Origin of the sequence: Paenibacillus sp. 2KB_22 (assembly GCF_052115745.1) — a bacterium.
Lineage (GTDB): Bacteria > Bacillota > Bacilli > Paenibacillales > Paenibacillaceae > Paenibacillus.
In genome coordinates, this window is record NZ_JBFRHG010000008.1 from 104,427 (window position 1) to 130,664 (window position 26,238).

The window sequence follows — 26,238 nt, forward strand, 5'->3', positions numbered from 1 at the left end:
ATCGGATCAGGTGATAACCATTTATGTGGTTGGTCGTTGATTGTATTTCTCGACGCCACCTGATTTCTCCAGTCGTTTGGAGAGGAAGCCGATGAAGATCGGTAACAGGATAGCTGTCGTTACAACACTCGCCGCAATTTGCACAGTAGCAATCTCCGCAATCGGGCCAAATGAAGCATTAGCAGCCACGATGGCAGCAGGTGTACCTACCGCATTCCCGGCTGTTGAACCTTCGGACGCACCAACGATGGGGTTCCAGCCAATGGCTTTGAACAACAGGTATCCGATTCCGCCTGTGAGAAGCACGGTCAGAACACCAAGCAGAATGCCACCTAGACCACCTTGGATGATGGAGGAGAAATTGATTCCCATACCTAGGGAGAATGCAAAGAACGGAACAAGTTTGTCACTGCCTTTGTACAGCCAATCCCCCAGATTACGGTCCAGATTACCAATAATGACACCAACGATGAGCGGAAGCAATACAGCAACGAATGCCATCGGGGAGAACATGCCGTTCGCAAAGCCCATTGCACCAAAGATCGAGAGCGCTACCATGGTCAGGAACGGACCATCGCTAAGCGCTAGGAACGGGTAAGCTGCCTTGTCATCTTCTTTACCGTATTGACCAGCGAGTGCGATGTACAGACCACCGTTAGAGTTGGTCATCGCAGCGATAATGGCAAGTGGGGCCAGACCCAGGAATAAACCGCTTGAATCCGCAAACAAAATAGCGATAAAACCAAGGCCTGCACCAATCACCCATTTGAACGTAAGCAAGGTTAAACCTTTGCCGACAGATGAACCTGCCGTTTTGAACGTAATCTGTGTACCCGCAATTAACAGGAACAGCGCAATCAACGTACTGGCACTGTTAACGAAGAGAGCTTCCGTGAATCCGCCAATGCGCAGAGCATTCGGGAAGAATGTATTGATAGTTGCACCAAGCAACAGGGGGACAACCATCATACCGCCAGGGATACGATCTAAAGTTGCTTTAATGTTCATAGTAGTTAGCTCCTTATGAAGTAATCGTTTTTATGAAGCGCTTGCAGGGATTATATTATCCCATATCGTTTAATATAGCAACAATAATTTATTGTAAATTTTAAATACGTAATTAATTGTTTAAAAATGCAACACATCAAGGCGATAAAAAAGACGCAAACTTAAAGTTAATCTTTAAGTTTACGCCATAATGTGGCCCGGTTAATCCCCAGACGCTCCGCAGCCTTCGATTGATTGTTATTTTCCTCCTGAAGAACGATTTGAATAACTTCCTTCTCGATCTCCTTCAGCGTACCGTTCAACTTCATTGGGCTTGAAGAAGGTTGCTGATCCAGCAAGCGGGATAAGGTAGCCGTGGTAATCACATATTCCTGTTCATTGAGTGCAGCCTGTTTGATCAGATGTTTCAGCTGATTGACATTCATATGTGTGATCTGTTCTTGGATCAGCTGCAGTGCATCTTCTTTTATTCTCACCGCAGTAGTTCCGTACTTCTGGTAGTAACCTGTAAGGAAATGCTGCATCAGTGGAGCCAGATCTTCTGGTCTATCCGCAAGATTAGGCATCATGATTGTATTAAGCTCCAGATCGAGTGACCAATGTGGGTTCAATGCCTGCTCCCCGAGTATAAACACCCCAATCTGGCTTTGAAGGCAGCTCTCGATAAAGGAGAGCAACTCCGGATCTTCCATACGTGTCTCCATGTGGTTAATCTCTACATTTCGAACCTTGACGAGTGGTATCTTGTGCAAATGGCCGGGCGGAACTTGCGAGAGATCGATCTGTAATAACAGTCCGCCACCGGAGTACATCTGATGAATATGTTTGACCAGAAATGATTTACCGGAATCCGCTTCACCCAGCAGATAGATCGGTTCGTGATTCTCGTAAAGTGCTCGAATGTTCTTTAATACCGCCTGCATGGCAGGGGATTCGGCAACAATAGGCTCCATCGATGCGTCCGTGAACGTGGTTATGCCGAATTGTGCAAAGGCATACGGTTGTCCTTTTTCCAGCATATATACCTTGTAGTTTTTGTTGTCCAGGGTCGTTTCATAGGCGTTAACCGTGAGCTGGTAATCATCCACCATGAACACATTTTGGATCTGGGATTGATGGAATTCCAGACTGGTGTTGGTCAGATACATGTGATTATCGGTCAGCGGATTTTTCTCAAAGTCGGTCAGGTTCTCGAATACGACTTCATTCTGTTCATTTAAAATGAGCAGATTCGGATGTTCCCGTGTAACCAGGTCATTCAGTATGATCGATATCGCATGGTTTTTGCTCAAATAACGGTAGACCAACTGCGCATCTTCCATCGCTCTAAGGATGGATTCCTGACCGGATTGGATTAACAATCCCTCCAGACCATAAGTCTTCGCAGTGTTGACGGTGATCACATCTCCGACAATCTGGCGGTACCCGGAAGCTTTTAACTCCAAGAGCAATCGTGCCACATCTTCCGAGCTATGTATGGTATAGACCTTGAGGGGCAGATCCATCAGATCAATTATCGATTGTGCACCAGAGGTGATGTTGGAGAAACCAACAATGGCTGTTTGGCCGTTAAACTGGCTTGCCAGGGTAAGTGAACGAATCATATCATAACCCGATAACTGCACATCAATAACAGGAATGGTTACTGCTTTTTTAATCAATTGGGCGGTACCGCCGCGGCTGATGATAATCTCTGCCCCGTTTTTCTCAGCTTGAGCTGCTAATTCCACACCGTTTGCCAAGTCACCCACGTCTGTCTGAATGGTTAACTGGGGAAAGCGGGGAATGCACTCTTGTATAATAGGAATCATCGATTCGTAGGGAGCAATAAAGTGAACTCGTGTACGCATAATTTTCCTGCCTTTATAGAAAACTTTGATCCCCTTATTATAGCCAACTTGCGAAGGAATGGCACCTATGGGGGACAGGTCACTGTTATGTGTGCAGAATGCTTATCTAGTATGTCGGTATAACCCTCCGAGTGGAATGTGATGAAGTACACTGAATCGAATCCTTAACTATTTCAGAATTAATACATAATTGCACACGTTAAGTATAGAGAAAAGAGGAGTTTTATATGGGAGACATTCATAAAGTAGCTGAGCCCGATCACATCATTAAGGATGTTGTCGCAAAGTTCCCGTGCAGGGTGCTGTGGAGTGAGGGCCGTCCATGTCTGGAGTATCAGCGGGAAGAAGAGTTAGCCGGGATCGAAGAATACGTCCGCGCAGTGTACAATGTTGAGCTGTTGGATGTGTTCTTCACCACGGTGGAGAGCCTTCCGGTTGAGCCCTAGGGTAGGAAAGGATGATGATACGGCAAAGGGTTAAAACCTCATACATCTTCCAAAATACATGGTAAAATCAATAGAAATGTTTATCATTTTGGAGGGGAACCCATGAGAATTGTGTTGAAGAGATTTGGGTATGGCGCCTTGGCAATATTAGGTGTCATATTATTGTTCATTATAATTAGTTTCACGAATCATACGATTAAACTCAAGAGTGAGTTGGCTATTCTGTCGCCACCAGGTGTAGTAGTTAACGTGAATAATCACCAAATGCATGTCTATATAGAAGGCACTGGGTCACAAACGTTGGTCTTTCTGTCGGGTGGGGGCACATCCGCACCTGTATTGGATTTTAAGGCGCTCTACTCCAGATTGTCGGAACAATACAAAATTGCTGTGGTTGAGAAGGCAGGCTACGGCTTCAGTGAAACCGTGAAGGTGTCCCGTGATATGGATACGATATTGGAAGAAACCAGAACAGCTCTGACTTTGGCGGATCAGAATCCACCGTATGTTTTGTTTCCACATTCCATGTCAGGCATTGAAGCCCTATATTGGGCACAACGGTATCCAAATGAAGTGAAGGCGATCATTGGATTGGACCCTGCCATTCCAGAAGTATATGAAGCATATCCTTTGCCCTCGGGCGGTGTGATGAGCCTTACAAGTTTGGGAGCACGAATGGGGATTACGCGCTTTTTCCCTGGGATTGTGGATTCATCCGCTGCAATTAAGGAAAATCATCTGTCTCCTCAGGAAGAGGGAATGTATCGGGCATTGTTCTACAAGAACACCCAGACGTCGAACATGAATGAAGAAGTTAGAATGATTAAACAGAATGCAGCAAAGGTTGCAAAGCGAGGAATTCCGGATGTACCGATGTATTTCTTTATTTCTAATGGAAAAGAGTTGCCCGTTGAGAATTGGCAAACGTACCTAATAAGTTATATCGAGCCTGTGAAGATGGGACAATATCAGATTTTAGACAGCAGTCATTATATACATAATACAGATCCAGATCGAATCGCAGAGGAAAGTATGAAATTCATTAACGAACTGTGAATAGGGAAGAAGAGAGTTAGGAGAGGATTTTCGCATCATGGGACGACACTACAGGTGCTCGTCTTTTCTTATATTGTGCTAATATCATGTGGATTTGGATCGTATGGACACCAGTTGCCATCGTGAAATGTGAAACGTATGTGGGCGTATTCATGTATTATAGTATACATATGAACTTTTCGGAGGAGGAACACGTAATGGGAATCTTATCGAGGTTTAGAGACGTGATGAAGGCCAATGTGAACCACATGCTGTCTCGGGCGGAAGACCCGGAGAAGAGCGTGAATGAGTATATGCGCAACCTTAGCAGTGATCTGGGCCAGGTGAAGGCCGAGACGACGGCGGTGTTGTCGGACGAGAGCCGGGCGAAGCGAGCATTGGATGAGTGCAGCGCCGAGGTCAAGAAGTTACAGCGGTACGCAGAGAAATCGGCGGAGTCAGGAGACGAAGACAAGGCACGTAATTTTCTGGAGAAGAAAGTGAAGCTGGTTGATAAATTGAACGAATTACAGGCTGCCTATGAACGTGCTTCTGCCAAAGCCAAGATGATGAAGCATATGAACGATAAACTGGTTGCAGATCTGGGGCAACTGGAAGCGCGGCATGCAGAACTGAAAGGTCGCATGGCAGATGCGAAGGCGCAGCAACAGGCCAACGAACGGAATGCATCTACGGGCAGAGCCGAAGCGGCATTGAAGGCCATGGAAGATAAGGCGAACCAAGCGTTGAACGAAGCAGAGGCTTTGGCAGAACTGCGTGCTGGAGCACAGGAAGATGATCTGGACGAATTAATTGCCCAGCTCGAGAGGGACATGAACGCGGATGCGGGTAATAATGAAAATGCATCGCCAAGTGCGGATGAAGAACTTGCAGCGATCCAGGAGAAACTAAAGAATAAATAATACGTTACACCATTTCGTTAACATTGAGGTGAGCAGATGCCGGTTATTGAATATAAATGTCCAAACTGCGGCAGTGGTATGATCTTTGACAGTGTGTCAGGTGCACTATCCTGTCCCAGCTGCGGCCGTCAGGACAACATAGAGCAGATCCCCGATCCCTTGAAGAGACAAGTATTCACCGAAAATGAGGTCAAGGAATACCACTGTAACAGCTGCGGAGCTGACATTGTGACCGAGCCGGAGACCAGTGCGACGACATGCAGTTTCTGCGGTGCGGCGGTTGTACTCAGTGATCGGCTGACGGGCAATCTTGCCCCCGCGATGGTGATTCCCTTTTCGATCAACAAGGATCAAGCCAAACAGGCTTTCAAAAAGTGGTGCAAAAACGGCCTCTTAACGCCAAGTGGCTTCATGTCCGCAGATCGGATTCAGAGCATTACCGGCATGTACGTGCCGTTCTGGTTGTACGAGTTACATAACAAAATCGAAGTGCATGGTCGTGGCACCAAGGTTAGATCCTACACCCAGGGTGACTACCACTACACGGAAACACAGCATTTCGATATTTATCGCAGAATTCGGCTGAATTACGTGAATCTGCCCATCGATGCATCGGAGAAAATGAAGGATGAACTGATGGATAAGCTGGAGCCTTTTCCATATAATCAGCTGAAATTGTTCAAGACCCCGTATCTGGCGGGGTACATTGCGGAAAAATACAGTTATACGGACGAAGAACTTTTTCCACGGGCCAAGGAAAAGACGAAATCTTACATTGATTCTTATATTGCTTCAACCGTATCTGGTTATAGCAGCGTGAGCTATACAGATAAACAGATTGATACCACGCTCAAAAATGCGGACTATGTGCTGCTCCCGGTGTGGATGGTCAATTATGACTATAATCGTGCGCAATATACGTTTGCCATGAATGGTCAGACAGGTAAGGTGGTCGGCAAACCGCCGATCAGCAAAGCCAAAGTGGCCGGATGGTTCGCAGGGGTATCCGCAGTCTCGTTGTTGTCACTGAAGCTGGTTTCCTGGATGATGGGAGGTGGATTCTTATGAGAAAAAGAACCCCTCTGGCCGTGATGGCTATGCTCATTTTACTAATGATAACCCTTGTTGCTCCGTTGATTCCCATGTCTTCGGCATTCGCAGCGGAGAACAAAAATCTCATCTACGATGAAGCCAACCTGCTGAGTGAGCAGGATAAGGTTGAGCTGAATGCACTTGCGAATCAGTATGGCGCGGAACGGCAGACGGACTTTATTATTTTGACAACAAATAATATAGAGAATCAGGATGTTGTGCTTTTAACAGAAGATTTTTATGACAAGCAGGGACTAGGGTACGATAAGAAATTTGGTAATGCTGTCATTTTGACGATGGATATGAATAATCGTGAAGTGTATCTGGCTGGATTTTATAAGGCAAAAGAATACCTGAGTGATCAGCGACTGGATTCTATCCGTAACCGGATTACCTCTGAGTTATCCAGTGGGGACTATAAACTCGCATTTGAGAAATATATTGAGCTCTCTTACAAATATATGGGGTACGAACCGGGTGTGAATCCGAACAACATTTTGTTCAACGGCTGGTTTCAGTTGGGAGTATCGGTAGTACTGGGCGGTATTGTTGTTGGCATGATGACCTATCGTTCCGGGGGGCGTGTCACAGTTAATCGTGCGACTTATGAGGATTCAAGCAATTCCAGTGTAATAGATCGTCAGGATCGTTATATCCGTACAACCGTAACCAAGCGCAAAATCGAGAAGAACAATAACAACGGTGGCGGAGGCGGCGGTGGAGGTACATCGCGAGGCGGTCACTCACATAGTGGAAGTAGAGGATCATTTTAATAACTACTGAGTATACGGATTTTCTAATAGAAGGGATGGGAACGAGTATGGGATTTTTCAGAAATCAGTTTTCGAATGTGGTGGAGTGGGAAGAGTTCAGAGATGACATGATATTTTGGAAATGGAGCAACCGGGAGATCAAGAAGGGGAGTAAACTCATTATCCGTTCAGGTCAGGACGCCATTTTCCTGAATAACGGGAAAGTGGAAGGGATTTTCGAGGACGAAGGATCATTTAATATCGATTCCGAGATCATTCCGTTTCTTTCTACTTTAAAAGGGTTCAAGTTCGGATTCAACAGCGGCATGAGAGTCGAAGTATTGTTTGTAAATACCAAAGAGTTCACCGTGCGCTGGGGCACGCAAAGCCCGGTATTGATTCCGACACCACAACTCCCGGGCGGAATGCCGATTCGGGCCAACGGAACATTTAATTTCAAAGTGAGTGACTACGTGACTCTGATTGATAAAATCGCGGGTATTAAGCAGAGCTATTTGGTCGAGGATGTCAAAATCCGTATCACTTCCGTGCTGGATCAGCTTCTAATGAAGTGGATTAGCCGTGAAGGGAAAGACATGTTCAACCTGCAGGCCAATGCGTCGGATATTGCCAAGGGGATTCAGGAAGATCTGGATATGCAGATGATGGACATCGGCATTGGGATTACCGGATTCCAGGTGATGAGCTTCAATTATCCAAAAGAAATTCAGGATATGATTACGAAGACCGCTTCGCATGAGATGATTGGTAATCTGCAAAAGTATCAGCAGGTCAGCATGACAGACGGTATCTCATCCGGTAAAGTACAGGGCGGTGGCGCGGCCTCGGATATGGCAGGCATGATGATGGGTATGAACATGGCCAATGAAATGATGAAGAACATGAACCAGAACCAAAACCAGAACAACAACAATGCCAATTCGTCTCAGAATCAGAATGCCGACCAGAAGCCAGCAGGCAATAGCAACGGTGATTCTAATCCATCTTCAACAGAAGGCAACAAGAAGCCAAACTTCTGCCCGAACTGTGGAGCCAAGAATGAAGGAGCCAACTTCTGTCCGAACTGTGGTCAAAAGCTGGGCTAATAAAATAAACACAGGTAGGGGTTAGGTTCGCAGGAAGTGAAATTACTGCGGAGCTAGCCCTTTTTTTGTTGGGAGCATAGTTATAACAACAGGGGTGAGGGATAGCAACCCAGTTTATTTATTTTAGTTTAGATAAAACAGTTGACAACTTATCACAAATCATTTATCTTTAACTTAAGATATTTAATTTAAATATAAATAACAACCAAAACAAATATCTTTAATCCATTTACATGAGGAGAGATCAAGATGATGATCCCAACATTGACCAGAATTAATGAACTTGCAAGAAAAGCCAAAGAGGGCGGATTGACGGAGATGGAGAAAGAGGAACGGGTTAATCTTCGCCAGGAATATCTGCAAACTTTTCGCGGTTCGGTCAACGACATTCTCTTGAATGCAACCATCTATGATCCGAACGGCGATGACGTGACTCCTGATAAATTGAAACAAGAACAAGCCAATCAAAACAACAACTAGAATATAATTCGTCAGGCCATATATCTTAATTTAAAGATAAAACAAATTTATATAAATCACGTTACTGAATTTTGTAAACACAAAACATGCTTACCAAACCAAGGAGGAATTAATCATGACTATTCAAACAGCAGGTATCCACCATATTACAGCTTTCGCAGGAGACCCACAGGCCAACGTTGACTTTTATGCCGGAGTTCTGGGACTGCGTCTCGTGAAAAAAACAATCAATTTCGATGCACCTGATGTATACCACCTGTATTTTGGAGACGAACACGGAAGCCCAGGTACCATCATTACCTTCTTCCCATCCGCTGGATCACCACGGGGCAAAATTGGCGGAGGTCAGGTCGGTATCACTTCCTATGTCATTCCTCCTGGGTCGATTGGCTTCTGGCAGAATCGTCTGGAGCAGTATAATATTGATGTAACTCACACAAGTCGTTTCAATGAAGAGCTGCTTCAATTCGAAGATAGCGAAGGCTTGCAGCTTGAGCTTGTGGAACGGGAAGAGGGAGCAACCAGCACTTGGGCTCACGAAGGAATTCCAACAGATAAAGCGATCAAAGGCTTTGGCGGTGCTGTCCTGTTCAGTGTAAACCCGCAGAGAACGATGGATGCGCTTGAGAAAATTTTGGGATTTGTCAAAGTGGGTGAAAATGAAGAGTATGCCCGTTTCCGGTCAAGTGGAGACATCGGTAATGTTGTGGATGTTCCGGTAACCCGTATACCTCTGGGCATGGGTGGAGCTGGAACGGTACATCATATTGCATGGCGCGCCACAGATGACGTGGAACATGCACAGTGGAGCGAAGCTGTACGTGATTACGGGTATCAACCGACTCCAGTTCGGGATCGTCAGTACTTTAACGCAATTTACTTCAGAGAAGCTGGCGGCATTCTGTTCGAGATTGCTACCGATCCTCCGGGCTTTGCCAAAGATGAACCTGCGGATTCGCTCGGACAAAAATTGATGCTGCCAGAGTGGTTTGAGAAATACCGCTCTCAAATTGAGGACAATCTGCAACCAATCGTGGTAAGAACACTCGAACCTGCTACAACTGCGAAATAAATTACTATATAGATTAAACTATCCATTTACCAATAACGAAGAGGACAGAAGAAAACTGAAAAAGCGAAGCGTTCGCCTAAAAGCTTTCTGAAAGAAAGCTACATCGGAAGCATATGCTATCCCCGGATTTTCCCTTGAGAGAAGGGAATCGAAAAAATCTGGGGATAACAGCGATTTGAAGGTTATTCTGTCATCGAAGTGTATGTGTAAATGAAAATCAAAGGAGCAACGAAGGATGATGGAGAAAAAGGTTACCTGGCTGGAGCTATTTTACGATCTGCTCTTCGTAGCAGCGGTCTCCAAAGCGGGTCATGTCTTGTTACATGCCGAACACGGAGTAATTACGTTTGAATACTTAATGAAGTTTGTGCTTATTTTCATCCCTGTTTGGTGGGCATGGGTTGGTCAGACCTTGTTTATTAACCGCTATGGCCAAGATATCCTGATCCATAGAATATTTCTCATCCTTCAGCTCCTGTCCGTTATGGTCATGACGGCGAGTCTCTCTACCCATTTTGACCAATACTACCTGTCCTTCTTCGTGGGTTATATCGGTTCACGGGCGTTTACGGCCATTCAGTATCTGACGGTTCACAAGTCGAAAAGCGAGCATCAGCAGAAAGCCGCTCGGTACTTGGGCATCTGTTTCCTCATTGGGATATTGATCTCATCAGGTTCACTATTCTTCGATTCCTGGCTGCGTTACTTGATTTTGTATGCGGGAATTGCGGTGGACATCGTGTTGCCGCTGATCGGACGTAAAAACTTGGTGAAAGTGCCGGTTCAGACTCATCATTTGTTGGAACGTTTCGCGTTATTTACACTCATCCTGCTGGGTGAATCGGTAGTTAGCATTATCGCTGTGCTGCAAGCCGACCATTGGGATATGAAATCCATCCTGTTTGCCGCATTTACGTCCATCTTTGTCATTGCGATGTGGTGGCAGTACTTTGACAACGTGGAGAAAAAGGTCAGCAAAGAGATTCAGACTGCCGGACAAGCGATCATATACGGACATCTGTTCATCTACATCTCCATGAGTATGATCGCTGCTTCAATTCAGCTGTTATATCAGAATCAGTTAAACTATGTGTTCATGCTAGGATTTGTATTTGGATCGGCGCTACTATATTTCTTGTCGACCTCACTTGTGTTCCATCGTTACAGACACGCGCATCTGCGACTGGGTCCTCGCCATCTGGCGTTCATGGTTGGGTTACTGGTGGCATTTGTCCTTGTGGATCTGGTCTACCAGGTTCCGGGTTATGTCATCATGGGCGAAGACATGTTATTCTTCCTGGTGTATGCGAAACTTACGACTTAATACGAGTCATCTCAAATGAAGAAAAGTCACGGACAACAGGCGTCCGTGGCTTTTTATTATGCAGCAAATTCTGGACAAGACTTAATAATATAAATAAAGCACAAATCTAATTTAATTTCTTCTATAGAATCTGTTAATATGAGACTATGTACAAGTGAATCTACCAGATCATATGGAATGGTCTTATTCGTTCGTAGATATGGGGATGACAATCAGGAGGGAAATCATTGAGCACACATCAAATCGGAGTTCCATTGGAAGGGTTTGCAGAGTTTAGTCGTACGGTTGCCGCTGAAGGAGCCGTTTTAGTCAGAAATGAAGGCCAAGTGCTTCCACTTCGTGAAAACGAAAACGTTTCAGTTTTTGGACGGATTCAAGTGAATTATTATCGCAGCGGCACGGGTTCAGGCGGTAGTGTCCATGTAGCCTACACAACGAATCTGCTCGATGGTCTGCGCAGCAAAAAGAATATAACGGTGAACGAAGAACTGGCAGCTGTCTATGAGAAGTGGATTGAAGAAAATCCATTTGATGATGGCGGAAAAGTATGGGCGGCCGAGCCATGGAATCAGAAAGAAATGCCTTTGACGGATGATCTGGTTGCACAGGCTAGAAGCAAATCTAGCAAAGCCATTATCGTGATTGGACGTACAGCAGGAGAAGATCAGGATAATGCGGATGCGCCAGGAAGTTACCAACTGACAGAAGATGAAAAAGCGATGCTGAAGCAAGTCACTGCGCAGTTTGAACACACAATCGTAGTGCTGAATGTCTCGAATATCATCGACATGAGCTGGTTAAACGAAACGTATCTACATCCAATCCAAGGTGTGATTTACTCCTGGCATGGCGGTATGGAGGGTGGCAACGCGATTGCTGATGTGCTGGCGGGAGACGTTACACCAAGCGGTAAACTGACAGATACGATTGCATATTCCATCGAGGATTATCCTTCGACAAGCAACTACGGTAATGAGTTCAAGAACCTGTATCAGGAAGATATCTATGTAGGTTATCGTTATTTCGAAACGTTTCGACCTGAGCGCGTTCAGTTTGAATTCGGTTACGGTCTGTCTTATACGACGTTCTTGGCTCAGCATGAAGAAGCGAAATCTGTGTCCAAAGACGGCGAAACCTACATTGAAGTTCGTGTCAATGTGACCAACTCAGGTACAACATATGCGGGCAAAGAGGTTGTGCAAGTCTATTATGAAGCCCCGCAAGGAAAACTGGGACAACCGGTGAAAGCTTTGGTGGCTTTTGGAAAAACAGGATTGTTGCAGCCGGGCGAGTCAGAACTTCTGACGATCAGCTTCCCGATCCATGCCATGGCATCTTACGATGATGCAGGTGTTACGGGTCATGCTTCCGCATACATTCTGGAAGAAGGCACATACCGATTGCATGTAGGAACCAGTGTGAAACAAGTGCAGCACGTCAGCGTTGATGGCCAGGATGGCTATATTATTGAATCTCTTCAATTGGTGGAGCAACTGCAAGAAGCGATGGCCCCAACGGAAGATTTTACACGGATGAAACCAGGTTCGCGCAAGGAAGATGGATCTTATGAACTGACTTATGCAGAAGTGCCGAAACGTAAGATATCCATGGCGAATCGGATTGAGCAGAATCTCCCGCAAACGCTGGAGCAGACGGGGAATCAGGGCCACAAGCTGAGTGACGTTAAGGCTGGCAAAGTGAGTCTGGAAACCTTCATCGCTCAACTGAGTGATCAGGATCTGGCAGCAATTGTCCGCGGCGAAGGTATGAGCAGTCCACTCGTTACTTCGGGAACGGCATCTGCATTTGGGGGTGTCAGCGACAGCCTGTTTAACTACGGTATTCCGGTAGCATGCACGGCAGATGGCCCGTCTGGTATTCGTATGGATAGTGGCGAGAAGGCAACACAGGTATCCATTGGTACGTTGCTTGCGGCGACATGGAACAAGGATCTTGTTGAAGAGTTGTATGTGATGGAAGGACAGGAATTGCTGAGAAATCAGGTGGATACCCTGCTCGGACCTGGACTGAATATCCGCCGGAGCCCGCTTAATGGCCGGAACTTTGAGTACTTCTCTGAAGATCCACTGATCTCGGGTGTATTTGCGGCAGCATGTACAAAAGGCATTATGAAGGGTGGTTCCAATGCCACACTGAAACACTTTGCCTGTAACAATCAGGAGAAACACCGCAGTAAAGTAGATGCTGTTGTCTCCGAACGTGCACTGCGTGAAATTTACCTGAAAGGGTTCGAAATCGCTGTAAAAGAGGGCGGAGCTAACTCCATCATGACTTCCTACAACCCGGTTAACGGACACTGGGCGGCATCCAACTACGACCTGAACACCACGATTTTGCGTGGCGAATGGAATTTCGACGGAATCGTAATGACCGACTGGTGGGCTATTATGAATGATGTGACCGAAGGTGGAGAAGCTGATCGCAAATACACCAACTGGATGATTCGGGCGCAGAATGATCTCTACATGGTTGTACCGAACTACGGCGCAGAGATCAATGGTTGGGATGACAACACGATTGAATCCTTGGAAAATGGAACATTGACTCGCGGAGAGCTGCAACGCTCGGCAATCAACATCTGCAAGTTCATCATGAATGCACCGGTGTCCGGCAGAAAGCACGAGATCGTAGAGAACGTCGCTTCGTTCCAAGCGAATGCATCTCTATCTTCTGCACAAGCTCAGGCGCTGGTGGAGAACGCACAGGTGAAACCAGCGGTAGCTGAACCCGTCTACATGAAAGTGGACGAGGCTGGCCATTATCGGATTATCGTACAGATCATGTCCCCAGAGCCGGAACTCGCTCAAAGTGCATGTAACCTGATCTTGAATGACCAGTTGGTAACCACCATCCAAACAAATGGTACGGAAGGCAAATGGATCAGACAGAAGCTTGTCAAAGTAGACCTTGAAGCAGGACTGTATGAATTGAAACTGGACTTCACGAAACCAGGTCTTCAGATTGATTGGATCGAATTCAAACAGGTGTAGGGTAATCAGAAATATCAGGTGATAGCAGCAGCAATCGAAAGGTTGTTCTGTCATCCAAAGCAGAATAGGTTGGTACATGACAAAGGACACTGCTCGCGGTGTCCTTTGTTGTAACACGGAATAGCTACTGTTATGATAGTGTTATGGGATTTTGGAGTTCTGAACAATGGGGTCAGGGGTGTTGCGAAGAATGAGAAATTATAATTTTATGAGTCCAATCCTGCTAGTTGTGGTGGCGCTGATTGTAAGAGGCCTGGTGACTAACCTGGGAGTTCTTTTTGGCTTATCACAAGAAGTGGCAAGTAATATTGCCATGATTGCCATGATCATTGCGGCACTGATTATGTTTAATCGAATGACGAAGGCTCGGCGTAAAAAATAGAAAAGCTCGGATAATCATAAGGTTATCCGAGACATGAAGACACCCTTGGGGTGTCTTTTTTTGTATTGACGTTCCGAACCTAACGTTTTAGACTATTGCTAATTGTTAATAACATTGTAGATAACAAAAATAACATAATGATTCAACAAAGCACGTAAAATACGTTGCACTCTCTATTTGCTAGTCCATTCTGGTACCCAAAGGAGAATCCATTCATGAAGATCATTGCCGACAAACAATATATCTTTCAGGAAGGTCAGCCTTTTCGGATTGCGCTCTGGAAGCTGACCGTTGCCCACAATGATGAAGAAGGACCGCAGGAGCGCTGATGAAGCGTTCAGTCGGTCCTTTATGTCATGGATCAGGCTGTGTGAAGTTCGAGTGATGGATATCGATACGGGGTAAAGGTGCGAGGGTTGGGTGAGAACTCAAGATTACACTTTAAGAAGTATCTACTTACGACTTCATGCCTGCTGATGATTACCTTATTACGCATGAATAATCTTCGATGAAGTGAAGGGAGCGATCCTTATGGAAAGACAGCCTGTATTGGAAGTCATTGCTGTGGATGTGGAAGATGCCAAGGCAGCTGAGGAGGGAGGGGCCGATCGGATTGAGCTGGTGTCTGCGATGTCTGAAGGGGGGCTTACTCCAAGTTATGGCGTTATGGAGCATGTCGTGTCCCAGGTATCCATTCCGGTGTATGTCATGATCCGTCCCCACAGCCGCTCGTTCCGCTATAGCGCAGATGACATCCACGCCATGACCCGTGATATTTGCGTTGCGAAGGAACTTGGAGCCGCTGGCATCGTGATCGGAGCCCTCACGGGAGAGGGTGAAGTGGACCTTCTATCCTTGCAATCATGTATGGCGGAAGCTCAGGGTTTGGGCGTTACGTTTCATCGTGCAATTGATGTGAGCGCAAGCCTGACTGAGGCACTCAAGGCCATTAACACATGGGGCAACGTGGAGCGTGTGCTTACATCGGGAGGGAAACGGACAGCGCCTGAAGCCATACTGGAACTGAAACAGATTCAGGAACTGGGGCAAACCTTGAACATCGCTGTCATGGCAGGGTCTGGGGTCACCATAGAGGGAATTGAAACGCTAGTGAGTCAGACGGGCATCACGGAGATCCATATGGGATCAGGTGTACGCCGTGAAGGAAGCTTTGACCATCCCGCAGATTCGCAGCTTATCGCTCAAGCCAAGCAGCAGTTATTGCACGCATCACAGCCATTCATGGACAGTAGTGCAATCCGTAACGGTCCAAAAAGCAAGGATGGTCCAGTGACATAGGAATGCACGAAATAAAAGGAGGGATAACACCATGAATCATGAACTGCAATCAGCCGAATGGATTACAACCGCAGCGCAGATCCGCCCATCCGAACGCCAGTTGAGATGGCAGGAGATGGAGTTTTACGGGTTTATTCATTTTACGGTAAATACATTCACGGATCGGGAATGGGGCACTGGGGAGGAAGACCCGTTGATCTTCAATCCTTCTGAACTGAACGCAGCGCAATGGGTGCAGGCATGCAAGGCTGCCGGGATGAAGGGGCTGATTTTGACGTGTAAGCATCATGATGGATTTTGTTTGTGGCCAAGCCAGTTTACAGCGCATACGGTCGCGGCCAGTCCATGGAGGAACGGTGCGGGGGATTTGGTTCAGGAAGTCGCCGATGCCTGCCGTGAGGGCGGATTAAAGTTTGGCGTGTACCTGTCTCCTTGGGATCGGCATGAAGCCACTTATGGAGATTCCGAGAGGTATAACGAGTTTTTCCTCCATCAGTTACGCGAGTTGCTTACGAATTATGGCGACATCTTCTGTGTATGGTTTGACGGCGCGTGTGGTGAGGGTCCGAATGGCAAAAGACAGATCTACGACTGGGACGCCTATTATGCGCTTATTCGTGAACTCCAGCCCGAAGCTGTTATCTCGGTATGTGGCCCGGATGTTCGCTGGTGTGGCAATGAAGCGGGGCATACGCGGGAATCGGAATGGAGCGTTGTGCCCGCACATATGCAGGATAATGAGAAGATTCAGGAGCAATCGCAGCAAGTGGATGATGGTGAGTTTGCCACAAGGATTAATACGCAGGACCGTGATTTGGGAAGCCGAGAGGTCATTCGTTCCCAAGGTGAGCAATTGATCTGGTACCCTGCCGAGGTGAATACCTCAATTCGTCCGGGATGGTTTTATCATGCCAGTGAGGATGATCAGGTCAAAACATTGGAAGAACTGCTCGCCGTCTATTACGGTGCAGTAGGGGGCAATGCCACCTTTTTGCTCAATCTGCCACCGGATACGCGTGGTCTCATTCACGAACGGGATGTGGAGCGACTACAGGAATTGGGAGATTCGCTACGCACCATTTTTCAGGAAAATTTGGCCTTGCAGGCGCTGGTAACAGCATCGGAGACGATGGATGAACAACATGTCGTATCGGAGGTGCTGACGGAACGACGGGATACGTATTGGTGTCCTCATGAAAGAACGGAGCGGGCTTGGATCGAGCTGGATTTGCAGGAGGAAACGACGTTTGACCGGGTGGTGCTGATGGAACATATCGAGACAGGCCAACGGATTGAGCGTTTTACACTGGAGTCACAGAGGGCAGATAGGGATTGGGAAGAATTCTACACAGGGACGGTGGTGGGGTATAAACGAATTTGCTGTTTCCCACAGGTTACATCGAGAAAGATGCGATTAACCATTCATGAATCCAGATGGTATCCTACGTTGTCCGGGTTAGGCATATATCTGAGCGAGCGGGGAGGGTTGTAAAATGGCGTTGCTAACGTATAAAGGTTCACAATTCATTTATGATGGCGAGCCCATTCGGATTCTGTCGGGTGCTATCCATTATTTCAGAGTGGTCCCCGAATATTGGGAGGATCGGCTACTCAAGTTGAAAGCCTGCGGTTTCAATACAGTGGAAACGTATGTGCCGTGGAATGTTCATGAGCCGCAGCCGGGGCAGTATTGTTTTGATGGCATGGCTGATCTGGAACGTTTTATCCGCATTGCGGATGATGTGGGTCTGCATGTGATTGTACGCCCAAGTCCTTATATATGTGCGGAGTGGGAATTTGGCGGATTACCTTCCTGGCTGCTTGCAGCTGATGATATCCGTCTTCGGTGTAATGATGCAAAATTTCTGGCGAATGTGGATCGTTATTACGATGTGCTTTTGCCCAAATTGAAACCCCTTCTTAGCACCCATGGTGGGCCGATCATCGCGATGCAGATTGAAAATGAGTACGGCAGTTTCGGCAATGACGCGAGTTACCTGCAATATTTACGGGATGGCATGGTGAACCGAGGTATGGATGTGCTTCTGTTTACTTCGGATGGACCGACAGATCACATGCTACAGGCAGGGTCGGTACCAGGGCATCTGGCTACAGTCAATTTTGGATCAGGGACGCAAGGAGCGTTCGCCAAGCTGCGTGAGTATCAGGCAGAAGAACCTTTGATGTGCATGGAATATTGGAACGGCTGGTTCGATCACTGGGGTGAGTCGCATCATACCCGGGAAGCCGCAGATGTGGCTGGTGTGTTTGAGGAGATGCTTCAGGCAGGTGCTTCGGTTAACTTTTATATGTTCCACGGTGGAACGAACTTTGGATTTTATAACGGAGCGAACTGTCAGCAGAAAGATCAATATGAACCCACCATTACAAGTTACGATTACGATTCACTGCTCAGTGAATCCGGGGAGCCAACAGCAAAATTTCATGCCGTACGTGATCTTATTGCTCGGTATATCAACGAAGATATGGGTGAGCTTGTGCTGCCAGAATCGAAGGGGACATTTGCCTATGGGCGAGTGGAATTGAACCAGCAGGCGTCATTACTTACACAATTGGACCGGATATCAGCCCCGGTGCAACGCACGAATCCAGAACCGATGGAGAAGCTGGGTCAGGATTATGGATTTATTTGTTATCAAACCCGGATATCCGGGCCCAGGGAGCGACAGGAACTGGTGGTTCAGGAGGTGCGTGACCGTGCGCTTGTGTTTGTTGATGGGCATTTTCAGGGCGTGTTGGAACGGGGGAATACAGCAGTATCGATTTCGTTTGAAGTACCTCCAGAAGGCGCAGATCTATTGATCTTTGTTGAAAATATGGGGCGAATCAACTATGGCCCGTACCTGAGAGATCCAAAGGGCATTACGGAGGGGGTGCGACATGGCTTTCAATTTTTATTCGATTGGACGATTCATTGTCTGCCATTAACCGATCTGTCGGGTCTACAATTTAGTGAGCAATCTTCGGCAGAAGGTGAAGAAAGAGAGAGATCAGGGGAAGGGCCAGCCTTTTACCGGGGAAGTTTTCAACTCACGGGTGTAAGAGATACTTTTCTGCGTCTGGACAGCTGGACCAAGGGTGTTGTATTTGTAAACGGATTCAATCTGGGACGCTACTGGAATAAAGGACCGCAAAAAACGTTGTACGTACCTGCCCCGCTCCTTCGCGAAGGTGAGAATGAAATTATTGTATTTGAACTCCACCAGACGGCTGATCTGGCCGTAACGTTGGTGGATACACCGGATTTGGGCTAGGAAAAGGAAAATAGGTGAGCCAAACGATTATTGAGAATTGTCGTGTCCGCCGGAAAAAGGTATACGTTGGGTATGGACAGCAACTACAGGAGAGGATGAGGAAAAATGAAAGTTGGACTCAGCACCTACAGTCTGCAACAAGCATTGGATCGTAAAGAATTAACCGTGCCCGATGCCATTCGCTGGATCGCCGATCAGGGCGGGGAACATGTGGAGATTGTACCGATGGGATTCAGTCTGATCGAACATCCGGAGTTGATTGATGAGATTAAAGCTGTGGCAAAAGAGGTTGGAATCGATATTTCCAATTATGCCATCGGTGCTAACTTTGCTGTGCAGGAGGACGCCGAAGCGTTGGAGCAAGAGATCCAGAATGTGATGCGACATGTGGATGTGGCTGCTGCGCTCGGCGTGAAGCAGATGCGTCATGATGTGGCTTTTCGCCCTGCACCAGAGGGAACCGTAGCCCAATTCGAGATTGACCTACCGGTACTGGTGAAGGCTTGTCAGCGGATAGCCGATTATGCAGCGGGTTTTGGAATTACAACAAGCGTTGAGAACCATGGGTACTATGTGCAGTCGAGTGAGCGAATTCAGCGTTTGCTCCACGAAACGGCGCGGAATAACTTCAAAACCACCCTGGATGTCGGCAATTTCCTCTGTGTGGATGAAGATCCGGTGAATGCTGTGAAAAATAACATTCCGTACGCGTCGATTGTGCATGCCAAAGACTTCTACTGGAGACCTTCCTACCGGAACCCCGGTGAAGGCTGGTTCGAAACCTCGCATGGCAATTACCTGCGCGGTGCCATTGTGGGCCATGGCGATATTGACATGCCTGAGGTATTCCGGGTGTTGAAACAATCCGGGTATGACGGATATATCTCGGTTGAATTTGAAGGCATGGAGGATTGCAAAACCGCCTCACGCATTGCCATGGATAACGTCCGCCGCCTGTGGGAAGAGGCATAGGGCTGAGTATTTGTTTTAAATGAAACATGACTTGTTATGTATGGCTCAAAAAGAAAGTTAATTCATTCAGAAAAGTATTGGAGGGGGCGAAATCGATTCTGAAGAAGCGAAGCGTGCGCCTTTATCCCCGGATTTCCCCTTTGCAAAAAGGTGAGTGAAGAAATCTGGGGATAAGAGTGATCGGAAGAACGATTCGCAACCGGAACGTCTACTCTGCAGAACTTTAATTATTTTATTTATGGAGGAATCAGCACTATGTCCAAATTGAAAGTCGCCGTCATCGGTGCCGGATCCATATCCGATTGCCACTTGCAAGCCTATGCCAGTAATCCTGACGTTGAGATATACGCTATCTGCGACCTGAATGCAGAACGTGCCGCAGAAGTCGCGAAGCAATATAATGCACCTCATGTGTTTACCGATTATAAGGAACTGCTCGCAATGCCCGAGATTCATTCCGTCAGCATCTGTACATGGAACGATTCCCATGCCGAGATTAGCATTGCTGCGCTGGACGCAGGCAAAAACGTGTTATGTGAGAAACCACTCTGCCAGACGGTGGAGGATGCCCTCGAGGTAGAGAAGGCCGTTCATCGCAGTGGGAAGCTGCTGCAGGTTGGTTTTGTTCGCCGCTATAGTGACAATGCACAGATTCTGAAGAAGTTTATCGATGAGGGTGAACTGGGCGAGATCTATTATGCCAAAGCCTCCAGTCTACGTCGTTTGGGCAACCCAGGTGGCTGGTTCTCCGATATCAACCGCTCAGGCGGTGGACCTCTGATCGATATCGGGGTGCATGTAATCGACATTTGCTGGTATCTGATGGGCAGACCGAAGGTGAAATCCGTCTCTGCTAACGTGTCCAACCGATTGGGGAACCGCTCGAACATTAACAATCTGTCGTTCTACAAAGCGGCAGACTATGATGCGGAACAGAACACTGTTGAGGATATGGCGAATGCCCTGATTCGTTTCGAGAATGGTGCGAGCCTGCTCGTGGATGTCAGCTTCACGCTCCATGCCAAAGCGGATGAGACTTCGGTCAAGCTATATGGTGACAAAGGCGGTGCCGAGCTGGAGCCGGAAATTTCGATTATTGGCGAGAAATTCAACACCATTTTGAACATGACGCCACAGGTGGATTTCAAATCATTCGACTTTATGGGCTCGTTCCGCAATGAAATCAACCATTTTATCGATAGTACCCAGGGCCGCAAAGAAACACTTAGCCCCGTCGAGGACGGTGTAGAGGTGATGAAAATGCTCTGTGCCATCTACGAATCAGCCCGTCAGGGACGCGAAATCACACTGTAAAGGTAGAATTGTATGGCGTTGAGACGCTGTATTGATACTTTACTGCTCCCGCGGCATTGAAAGTTATGGGCATTTTCGCTCCCTTCTCAATGAAAAGCTCCACTCCGGGCGAGATTCGGAATCGTCCTCTTTGCTTGCGGTTGGAGCAGAGAGCAGAGTAGGGAGCGAGTGCTAACGAATCTGAGGCGTCTTATTGAAGGATCTGAAGCCCCAGTAGAAATCTAAGGAACCTGACACACGCTATATGAGAATAAACAGCAGTTTACAGCATTATTTTCAGCTAATTTCGGGAAATAACGTGTCTGATGTTCCTTACAATTTAAAAAGAGGACCAAAAGGCTGAATAAGACGCCCTGAGTCTCTTAGAAAATTTTCTATCCATTCGCCAGGATCAGCCAGTTTACATTCCCCTAGAGGCAAGAGGAGAATGTGGGATTCATAGTAATTGGAGCCGGCACCATAATCGGACCGATGGACGGACTACGCCCTTTATATGTCGGAACTTACCATTTACGTCAAAACAGAGAGTACAAGAGCAATCCGAAGCAGCAAAGCGCGCGCCTTCCGCCCTTGGATTTCCCTATAGAAACGAGGGGATTAAGGTGTTCATAGGAGTTGGAGATGGCACCGCAATCGAAATAACAAAGTTACTACGCCCCTTAATAGATAAACTTACCGTTTACGCCAAAACGGAGAGTGCAGAACCAATCCGAAGCAGCGAAGCACTCATTCTTCTCCTCCCGATTTTCCAGAGGAAGAGGAGGAAATAAGGTGTTCATAGTGATTGGCGATGGCACCGCAATCGAAATAACGGAGTTACTACGCCCCTTAATAGATAAACTTACCGTTTACGCCAAAACGGAGAGTGCAGAACCAAGTCCGAAGCAGCAAAGCTAAAAGCTTCGGAAGATCCTATCACATTAAAAATGACAGGATTTAATATGTCCTTTTTAGTTGAACTAAACGTTTACACGATAACGGAGAGGGCAGAAAAAATCTGGAGAAGCGAAGTGTTCGCCTTTATCCCCGGATTTTCCCCTTGGGAAAATAATCAAAAAATCTGGGGATAACAGCGATCGGAAGATTATTCTGACCGCGCAGTGGCCGAGTGTAAATCTATGTGTTCAGCGTATGACATCGAATCCAAGGAGATGAATCAGGATGAGCGAAACCAAAGAAACCGTACTGGAGCAGGAAGAGCAGATTGTCGAAGCCGGGGTGCACAATTTTAGCAAAGAGGAAGAGTGGATCAGACCGGAGGAACCGCTGCTGAATGAACGGCTGGAGTGGTTCAAGGACCAGAAGCTGGGGCTGATGATGCACTGGGGGCCGTATTCCCAGCTTGGTCTCGTGGAGTCCTGGGCGCTGAGCGACGAGGATGGCGATTGGTCGCGTGATGACATCGACTGGACGGATGACATGGAAGACTTTAAACGGGAATATTTCGATCTCAACAAAACCTTCAATCCGATTCGTTTCCAGCCTGAGGAATGGGCACAGATGGCGGCAGATAACGGGTTCAAATACTTCCTGTTCACCACCAAGCACCATGATGGTTTCTGCATGTGGGATACGAAGACAACCGATTACCGGATTACGGGCAAGGACACGCCTTTTCATACCCATAAGTATGCGGACATCTGTCGAGCACTGTTTGACGCTTTTCGGGCTAAAGGACTCGGCATCTCAGCGTATTTCTCCAAAGCGGACTGGCATACCCCGTATTACTGGGCACCGGGTATGGAGCGTGGACGTCATATGTGGCGCGGCCCTTCGTATGATCCCCATAAGTATCCGTGGCTGTGGGAGAAATTCGTGGAGTTCACACATGAGCAGATCATGGAACTGCTGACCAATTACGGGCGGATCGAATGTCTGTGGCTGGATGCCGGCTGGGTGCGTGAAGGTCGCCATGGTCAGGATATCAGGCTTGGAGAAGTCGTGGACCGGGCGCGTCAGACCACTCAGCCCTGGCTGCTGTCCGCAGATCGCACTGTAGGTGGACCGTATGAGAATATTGTTACCCCTGAGCAGACCATCCCGGAACATCCGATGAACATTCCATGGGAGAGCTGTATTACCGTGGGCAACTCCTTTGCCTTCGGATTCGATGATCAGTATAAAACGGGAAGACAGCTGGCACATATTCTACTCGAAGTGGTGTCCAAGGGTGGTAACCTGGCGCTGAATGTAGGACCACAACCCGATGGTCGTCTGCCAAAAGGGGCAATTCGAGGCATCAAGGGCCTCGGTGAATGGCTGGGTACTCATGGAGCAGGGGTCTATGGAACCCGGATCTGCGGGCCATATTTTACGAAAGATTGGGCCTTCACGCAGAAGGAAGAGATCAATACCGTATATGCCTTCCGTTTGTACCGAAACGAACATGAGAGCGTACAACCACAGTTAGTCATTCCTTATCTGGAAAAGGTAGAGCGGGTCGAACTCATCGGTAGCGATGACGTACTTACGTATCAGCATACGGAAGACGGACTTCTCGTGGAACTTCCACAATCGGTTACAACCAGTGCATTACCCATCACACATACGTTCAGATTGATCACAAGCGCATAGAGATTGTTCCAGTGTGTTCCCCTTCTCGGTGCTGAATCGTTAACTTTTTGAACATGCATGCACAGAACGTCATGTTAATTCCGGGGGAGATCTAACCACCTCCGGGATTTTTTTATTGATACATAAGGAACATAATTTCCACCAAAAACAGCTCTTAATCGCTTGCCACACAAGGGTTTATGGAATAAAGAGAAGTCGGAGAAAATTGCAAATTGATAAAAGTTTACCGTGCGATGTACTATCAAATCAAGAAAGCGCTACCTGATATGAATGTTTACATCAATTATATTTAACAAGGGAATTAGATCAGAAAAAAGGATGTTTAAGGGATGTAAATGTAATGTATTATTACACTTGAGGTGTAGAAGGAGTGACGCAAATGAGTCGAGCCACGGAAAGCATATCCGCCAAGTTGGAACTCCAGCAGAGGAAACATGTGGAGCCCAAGCGGCAGCATCCATTCATCAGAAGCCTCAAGAAGCACTGGGAGCTCTACCTGCTCGTGCTACCCCCCGTGTTGTATCTGTTGATATTCAAGTACATCCCTATGGTGGGTGTCCAGATCGCCTTCAAGGACTTCAGTGTGGTCAAAGGGATCTGGGGAAGCCCTTGGGTTGGCTTCAAACACTTCGAAGCCTTCTTCCAGTCTCCAAACTTCTGGCTGTTAATCAAAAACACGATAGGCATCAGCTTCTATTCCTTAATTGCGGGTTTCCCCATTCCAATCCTACTGGCGCTGGCGCTGAATGAGATTCGAACGGGTTACTTCAAGAAGACCGTGCAGATGGTCACTTACGCTCCGCATTTTATCTCCACCGTTGTCATGGTATCCATTATCATTCTGATGCTCTCCCCACATGTGGGCGTGGTAGACAAGCTGTTCACACTGCTCGGCTTCCCGATGACCAACTTCATGGGCATTCCGGAATACTTCAAATCGATCTATGTCTGGTCAGGTGTGTGGCAGGGCATGGGATATTCATCCATCATATATATCGCAGCTCTTGCTGGTGTTGACCCATCCCTGTATGAAGCAGCGAGGATGGACGGCGCATCAAGACTTCGGAAAATCTGGCACATTGACCTTCCAACACTCGTTCCAGTCACCGTCATCATGCTGATTCTGAGTCTGGGCAGCATTATGGGCGTGGGCTTCGAGAAAATATACCTGATGCAGAATCCGCTCAACACAAGCGCTTCGGAGGTCATCTCCACGTATGTGTACAAGGTGGGTCTGATTGGTGCGAATTTCAGTTTCTCCTCGGCAGTAGGGTTATTCAACTCCATTATCAACTTGATCCTGCTGGTTATCGTCAACGGCATATCGCGCAAAGTATCCCAGAACAGCTTGTGGTAAAGGAGGAGCTTATCCATGTTCAACCTGATTAATCGTAACCGGATCAAGGACCCGCTCGGTGATCGCATTTTCATGACATTTAACTATATCTTTCTGTTTGCCATACTGCTAACGGTGTTTTACCCGCTCTTGTATATCATCAGTTCCTCGTTCAGCTCTTCCCGGGCCGTCACATCCGGTCAGGTGTGGCTGTTCCCGGTCGACTTTAACATTAAGGCGTACATCTCCATATTCAAAAGCCAACAGCTGATGCTCGGTTTCTATAATACGATCATCTACACCGTGGTGGGCACGTTCATTAACGTGGCACTGACTGTCATGCTGGCGTATCCCTTGTCACGCAAGTCGTTCTATGGACGAGGAGCCATTATCATTTTCATGATGATCACGATGTTCTTTGATGGCGGTCTGATTCCCACCTACCTCCTGATGAAGGACTTACACCTGCTGGATACACGTTGGGCGATGTGGTTGCCCGGGGCGCTCGCGGTGTTCCAAGTCATCGTGGCAAGGACTTTCTTCCAATCTTCCATCCCGGAAGAGCTTGGAGAGGCCGCAGAAATGGATGGTTGCCGGGATATCCGGTATCTGATCAGCGTGGTTCTTCCTTTATCGAAGCCCATTCTGGCGGTTATGACACTCATGTATGCCGTAGGTCACTGGAATGCGTACTTTGATGCACTGATCTACCTGCGCTCTGAGAAATTGTTCCCTCTGCAATACGTGCTTCGCAATCTGCTCATCCTGAACGCGGCTGATCCGGCGATGCTTGCCAATACCAGCCAACAGATGCGGGATCAAGGGTTTGAGCAGGTGTTGAAATATGCACTGATCGTTGTTGCGAGTATTCCAATTCTGATCATGTATCCATTTGTACAGAAGCATTTTGTTAAAGGGGTCATGGTTGGTTCCCTCAAAGGTTAATCCTTGTGAGTTAAGCCCGGTTGCCTCTTGAAAGGAGGTGGA

The 26,238-nt window shown here is 47.3% G+C and carries 22 protein-coding genes; 20 read left to right on the forward strand and 2 right to left on the reverse strand.

Annotated features, from left to right (window positions below):
- Positions 1-21: 21 nt before the first annotated feature.
- Positions 22-1,008 (reverse strand): 2-keto-3-deoxygluconate permease, encoded by a 987-nt coding sequence (locus tag AB4111_RS27950; RefSeq protein ID WP_210110264.1) that lies wholly within the window; start codon positions 1,006-1,008, stop codon positions 22-24.
- Positions 1,009-1,175: 167 nt separating this feature from the next.
- The gene (locus tag AB4111_RS27955) at positions 1,176-2,858 is read right to left on the reverse strand and encodes a PrpR N-terminal domain-containing protein (protein WP_442034348.1); all 1,683 of its coding nucleotides are present in this window, start codon (positions 2,856-2,858) and stop codon (positions 1,176-1,178) included.
- Positions 2,859-3,085: 227 nt separating this feature from the next.
- Between AB4111_RS27955 and AB4111_RS27960 the strand changes: the two genes are divergently transcribed.
- From AB4111_RS27960 to AB4111_RS28055, 20 genes are all read left to right on the forward strand, one after another.
- Positions 3,086-3,304: a hypothetical protein gene (locus AB4111_RS27960; RefSeq protein WP_442034350.1), complete on the forward strand. Its 219-nt coding sequence runs from the start codon at positions 3,086-3,088 to the stop codon at positions 3,302-3,304.
- Positions 3,305-3,406: 102 nt separating this feature from the next.
- A complete protein-coding gene (locus tag AB4111_RS27965) occupies positions 3,407-4,360 on the forward strand; it encodes an alpha/beta fold hydrolase (protein ID WP_442034352.1) in 954 nt (317 codons plus the stop codon).
- A 197-nt stretch (positions 4,361-4,557) separates the two neighbouring features.
- Positions 4,558-5,262: a PspA/IM30 family protein gene (locus tag AB4111_RS27970; protein WP_442034354.1), complete on the forward strand. Its 705-nt coding sequence runs from the start codon at positions 4,558-4,560 to the stop codon at positions 5,260-5,262.
- A 36-nt stretch (positions 5,263-5,298) separates the two neighbouring features.
- On the forward strand, positions 5,299-6,330 hold the full coding sequence (locus AB4111_RS27975; protein ID WP_253429098.1) for a TFIIB-type zinc ribbon-containing protein: 1,032 nt from the start codon (positions 5,299-5,301) through the stop codon (positions 6,328-6,330).
- On the forward strand, positions 6,327-7,127 hold the full coding sequence (locus AB4111_RS27980) for a TPM domain-containing protein (protein WP_442034356.1): 801 nt from the start codon (positions 6,327-6,329) through the stop codon (positions 7,125-7,127). The genes AB4111_RS27975 and AB4111_RS27980 overlap by 4 nt, the downstream gene beginning before the upstream one ends.
- A 47-nt stretch (positions 7,128-7,174) precedes the next feature.
- Complete coding sequence (locus tag AB4111_RS27985; RefSeq protein ID WP_442034358.1) at positions 7,175-8,212, forward strand: SPFH domain-containing protein; 1,038 nt, start codon at positions 7,175-7,177, stop codon at positions 8,210-8,212.
- A 252-nt stretch (positions 8,213-8,464) separates the two neighbouring features.
- Positions 8,465-8,692, forward strand: a complete 228-nt coding sequence (locus AB4111_RS27990) for a DUF896 domain-containing protein (protein ID WP_091012171.1) — start codon at positions 8,465-8,467, stop codon at positions 8,690-8,692.
- Positions 8,693-8,807: 115 nt separating this feature from the next.
- Positions 8,808-9,764, forward strand: coding sequence for a ring-cleaving dioxygenase (locus tag AB4111_RS27995; RefSeq protein WP_442034360.1), 957 nt, complete (start codon positions 8,808-8,810; stop codon positions 9,762-9,764).
- Between the two features lie 235 nt (positions 9,765-9,999).
- A complete protein-coding gene (locus AB4111_RS28000; RefSeq protein ID WP_442034362.1) occupies positions 10,000-11,088 on the forward strand; it encodes a low temperature requirement protein A in 1,089 nt (362 codons plus the stop codon).
- Positions 11,089-11,315: 227 nt separating this feature from the next.
- Positions 11,316-14,099: a glycoside hydrolase family 3 C-terminal domain-containing protein gene (locus AB4111_RS28005; RefSeq protein WP_442034364.1), complete on the forward strand. Its 2,784-nt coding sequence runs from the start codon at positions 11,316-11,318 to the stop codon at positions 14,097-14,099.
- Between the two features lie 190 nt (positions 14,100-14,289).
- A complete protein-coding gene (locus AB4111_RS28010) occupies positions 14,290-14,481 on the forward strand; it encodes a hypothetical protein (protein WP_339239064.1) in 192 nt (63 codons plus the stop codon).
- A gap of 531 nt (positions 14,482-15,012) precedes the next feature.
- On the forward strand, positions 15,013-15,780 hold the full coding sequence (locus AB4111_RS28015) for a copper homeostasis protein CutC (RefSeq protein WP_442034366.1): 768 nt from the start codon (positions 15,013-15,015) through the stop codon (positions 15,778-15,780).
- 31 nt (positions 15,781-15,811) lie between these two features.
- Positions 15,812-17,272, forward strand: a complete 1,461-nt coding sequence (locus AB4111_RS28020) for an alpha-L-fucosidase (RefSeq protein WP_442034368.1) — start codon at positions 15,812-15,814, stop codon at positions 17,270-17,272.
- Position 17,273: 1 nt separating this feature from the next.
- Positions 17,274-19,055 (forward strand): glycoside hydrolase family 35 protein, encoded by a 1,782-nt coding sequence (locus AB4111_RS28025; protein ID WP_442034370.1) that lies wholly within the window; start codon positions 17,274-17,276, stop codon positions 19,053-19,055.
- A 105-nt stretch (positions 19,056-19,160) separates the two neighbouring features.
- The gene (locus AB4111_RS28030; RefSeq protein ID WP_442034372.1) at positions 19,161-20,027 is read left to right on the forward strand and encodes a sugar phosphate isomerase/epimerase family protein; all 867 of its coding nucleotides are present in this window, start codon (positions 19,161-19,163) and stop codon (positions 20,025-20,027) included.
- A 255-nt stretch (positions 20,028-20,282) separates the two neighbouring features.
- The gene (locus tag AB4111_RS28035; RefSeq protein ID WP_442034374.1) at positions 20,283-21,341 is read left to right on the forward strand and encodes a Gfo/Idh/MocA family protein; all 1,059 of its coding nucleotides are present in this window, start codon (positions 20,283-20,285) and stop codon (positions 21,339-21,341) included.
- Between the two features lie 771 nt (positions 21,342-22,112).
- Positions 22,113-22,238: a hypothetical protein gene (locus AB4111_RS28040; protein ID WP_442034376.1), complete on the forward strand. Its 126-nt coding sequence runs from the start codon at positions 22,113-22,115 to the stop codon at positions 22,236-22,238.
- 264 nt (positions 22,239-22,502) lie between these two features.
- Positions 22,503-23,915: an alpha-L-fucosidase gene (locus tag AB4111_RS28045; RefSeq protein WP_442034378.1), complete on the forward strand. Its 1,413-nt coding sequence runs from the start codon at positions 22,503-22,505 to the stop codon at positions 23,913-23,915.
- A gap of 379 nt (positions 23,916-24,294) precedes the next feature.
- Positions 24,295-25,272, forward strand: coding sequence for an ABC transporter permease (locus AB4111_RS28050; protein ID WP_442034380.1), 978 nt, complete (start codon positions 24,295-24,297; stop codon positions 25,270-25,272).
- Between the two features lie 15 nt (positions 25,273-25,287).
- Positions 25,288-26,196, forward strand: coding sequence for a carbohydrate ABC transporter permease (locus AB4111_RS28055; RefSeq protein WP_253429122.1), 909 nt, complete (start codon positions 25,288-25,290; stop codon positions 26,194-26,196).
- Positions 26,197-26,238: the final 42 nt, after the last annotated feature.

What these genes read in the sequence shown, in the direction of transcription:
- AB4111_RS27955 (WP_442034348.1), bottom strand. Translation starts at nt 2,858, where the DNA reads ATGCGTACACGAGTTCACTTTATTGCTCCCTACGAATCGATGATTCCT.
- AB4111_RS27970 (WP_442034354.1), top strand. Translation starts at nt 4,558, where the DNA reads ATGGGAATCTTATCGAGGTTTAGAGACGTGATGAAGGCCAATGTGAAC.
- AB4111_RS27950 (WP_210110264.1), bottom strand. Translation starts at nt 1,008, where the DNA reads ATGAACATTAAAGCAACTTTAGATCGTATCCCTGGCGGTATGATGGTT.
- AB4111_RS28025 (WP_442034370.1), top strand. Translation starts at nt 17,274, where the DNA reads ATGGCGTTGCTAACGTATAAAGGTTCACAATTCATTTATGATGGCGAG.
- AB4111_RS28015 (WP_442034366.1), top strand. Translation starts at nt 15,013, where the DNA reads ATGGAAAGACAGCCTGTATTGGAAGTCATTGCTGTGGATGTGGAAGAT.
- AB4111_RS28000 (WP_442034362.1), top strand. Translation starts at nt 10,000, where the DNA reads ATGATGGAGAAAAAGGTTACCTGGCTGGAGCTATTTTACGATCTGCTC.
- AB4111_RS27965 (WP_442034352.1), top strand. Translation starts at nt 3,407, where the DNA reads ATGAGAATTGTGTTGAAGAGATTTGGGTATGGCGCCTTGGCAATATTA.
- AB4111_RS28030 (WP_442034372.1), top strand. Translation starts at nt 19,161, where the DNA reads ATGAAAGTTGGACTCAGCACCTACAGTCTGCAACAAGCATTGGATCGT.
- AB4111_RS28055 (WP_253429122.1), top strand. Translation starts at nt 25,288, where the DNA reads ATGTTCAACCTGATTAATCGTAACCGGATCAAGGACCCGCTCGGTGAT.
- AB4111_RS27985 (WP_442034358.1), top strand. Translation starts at nt 7,175, where the DNA reads ATGGGATTTTTCAGAAATCAGTTTTCGAATGTGGTGGAGTGGGAAGAG.
- AB4111_RS28050 (WP_442034380.1), top strand. Translation starts at nt 24,295, where the DNA reads ATGAGTCGAGCCACGGAAAGCATATCCGCCAAGTTGGAACTCCAGCAG.
- AB4111_RS28020 (WP_442034368.1), top strand. Translation starts at nt 15,812, where the DNA reads ATGAATCATGAACTGCAATCAGCCGAATGGATTACAACCGCAGCGCAG.
- AB4111_RS27995 (WP_442034360.1), top strand. Translation starts at nt 8,808, where the DNA reads ATGACTATTCAAACAGCAGGTATCCACCATATTACAGCTTTCGCAGGA.
- AB4111_RS28045 (WP_442034378.1), top strand. Translation starts at nt 22,503, where the DNA reads ATGAGCGAAACCAAAGAAACCGTACTGGAGCAGGAAGAGCAGATTGTC.
- AB4111_RS27980 (WP_442034356.1), top strand. Translation starts at nt 6,327, where the DNA reads ATGAGAAAAAGAACCCCTCTGGCCGTGATGGCTATGCTCATTTTACTA.
- AB4111_RS28010 (WP_339239064.1), top strand. Translation starts at nt 14,290, where the DNA reads ATGAGAAATTATAATTTTATGAGTCCAATCCTGCTAGTTGTGGTGGCG.
- AB4111_RS27975 (WP_253429098.1), top strand. Translation starts at nt 5,299, where the DNA reads ATGCCGGTTATTGAATATAAATGTCCAAACTGCGGCAGTGGTATGATC.
- AB4111_RS27960 (WP_442034350.1), top strand. Translation starts at nt 3,086, where the DNA reads ATGGGAGACATTCATAAAGTAGCTGAGCCCGATCACATCATTAAGGAT.
- AB4111_RS27990 (WP_091012171.1), top strand. Translation starts at nt 8,465, where the DNA reads ATGATCCCAACATTGACCAGAATTAATGAACTTGCAAGAAAAGCCAAA.
- AB4111_RS28035 (WP_442034374.1), top strand. Translation starts at nt 20,283, where the DNA reads ATGTCCAAATTGAAAGTCGCCGTCATCGGTGCCGGATCCATATCCGAT.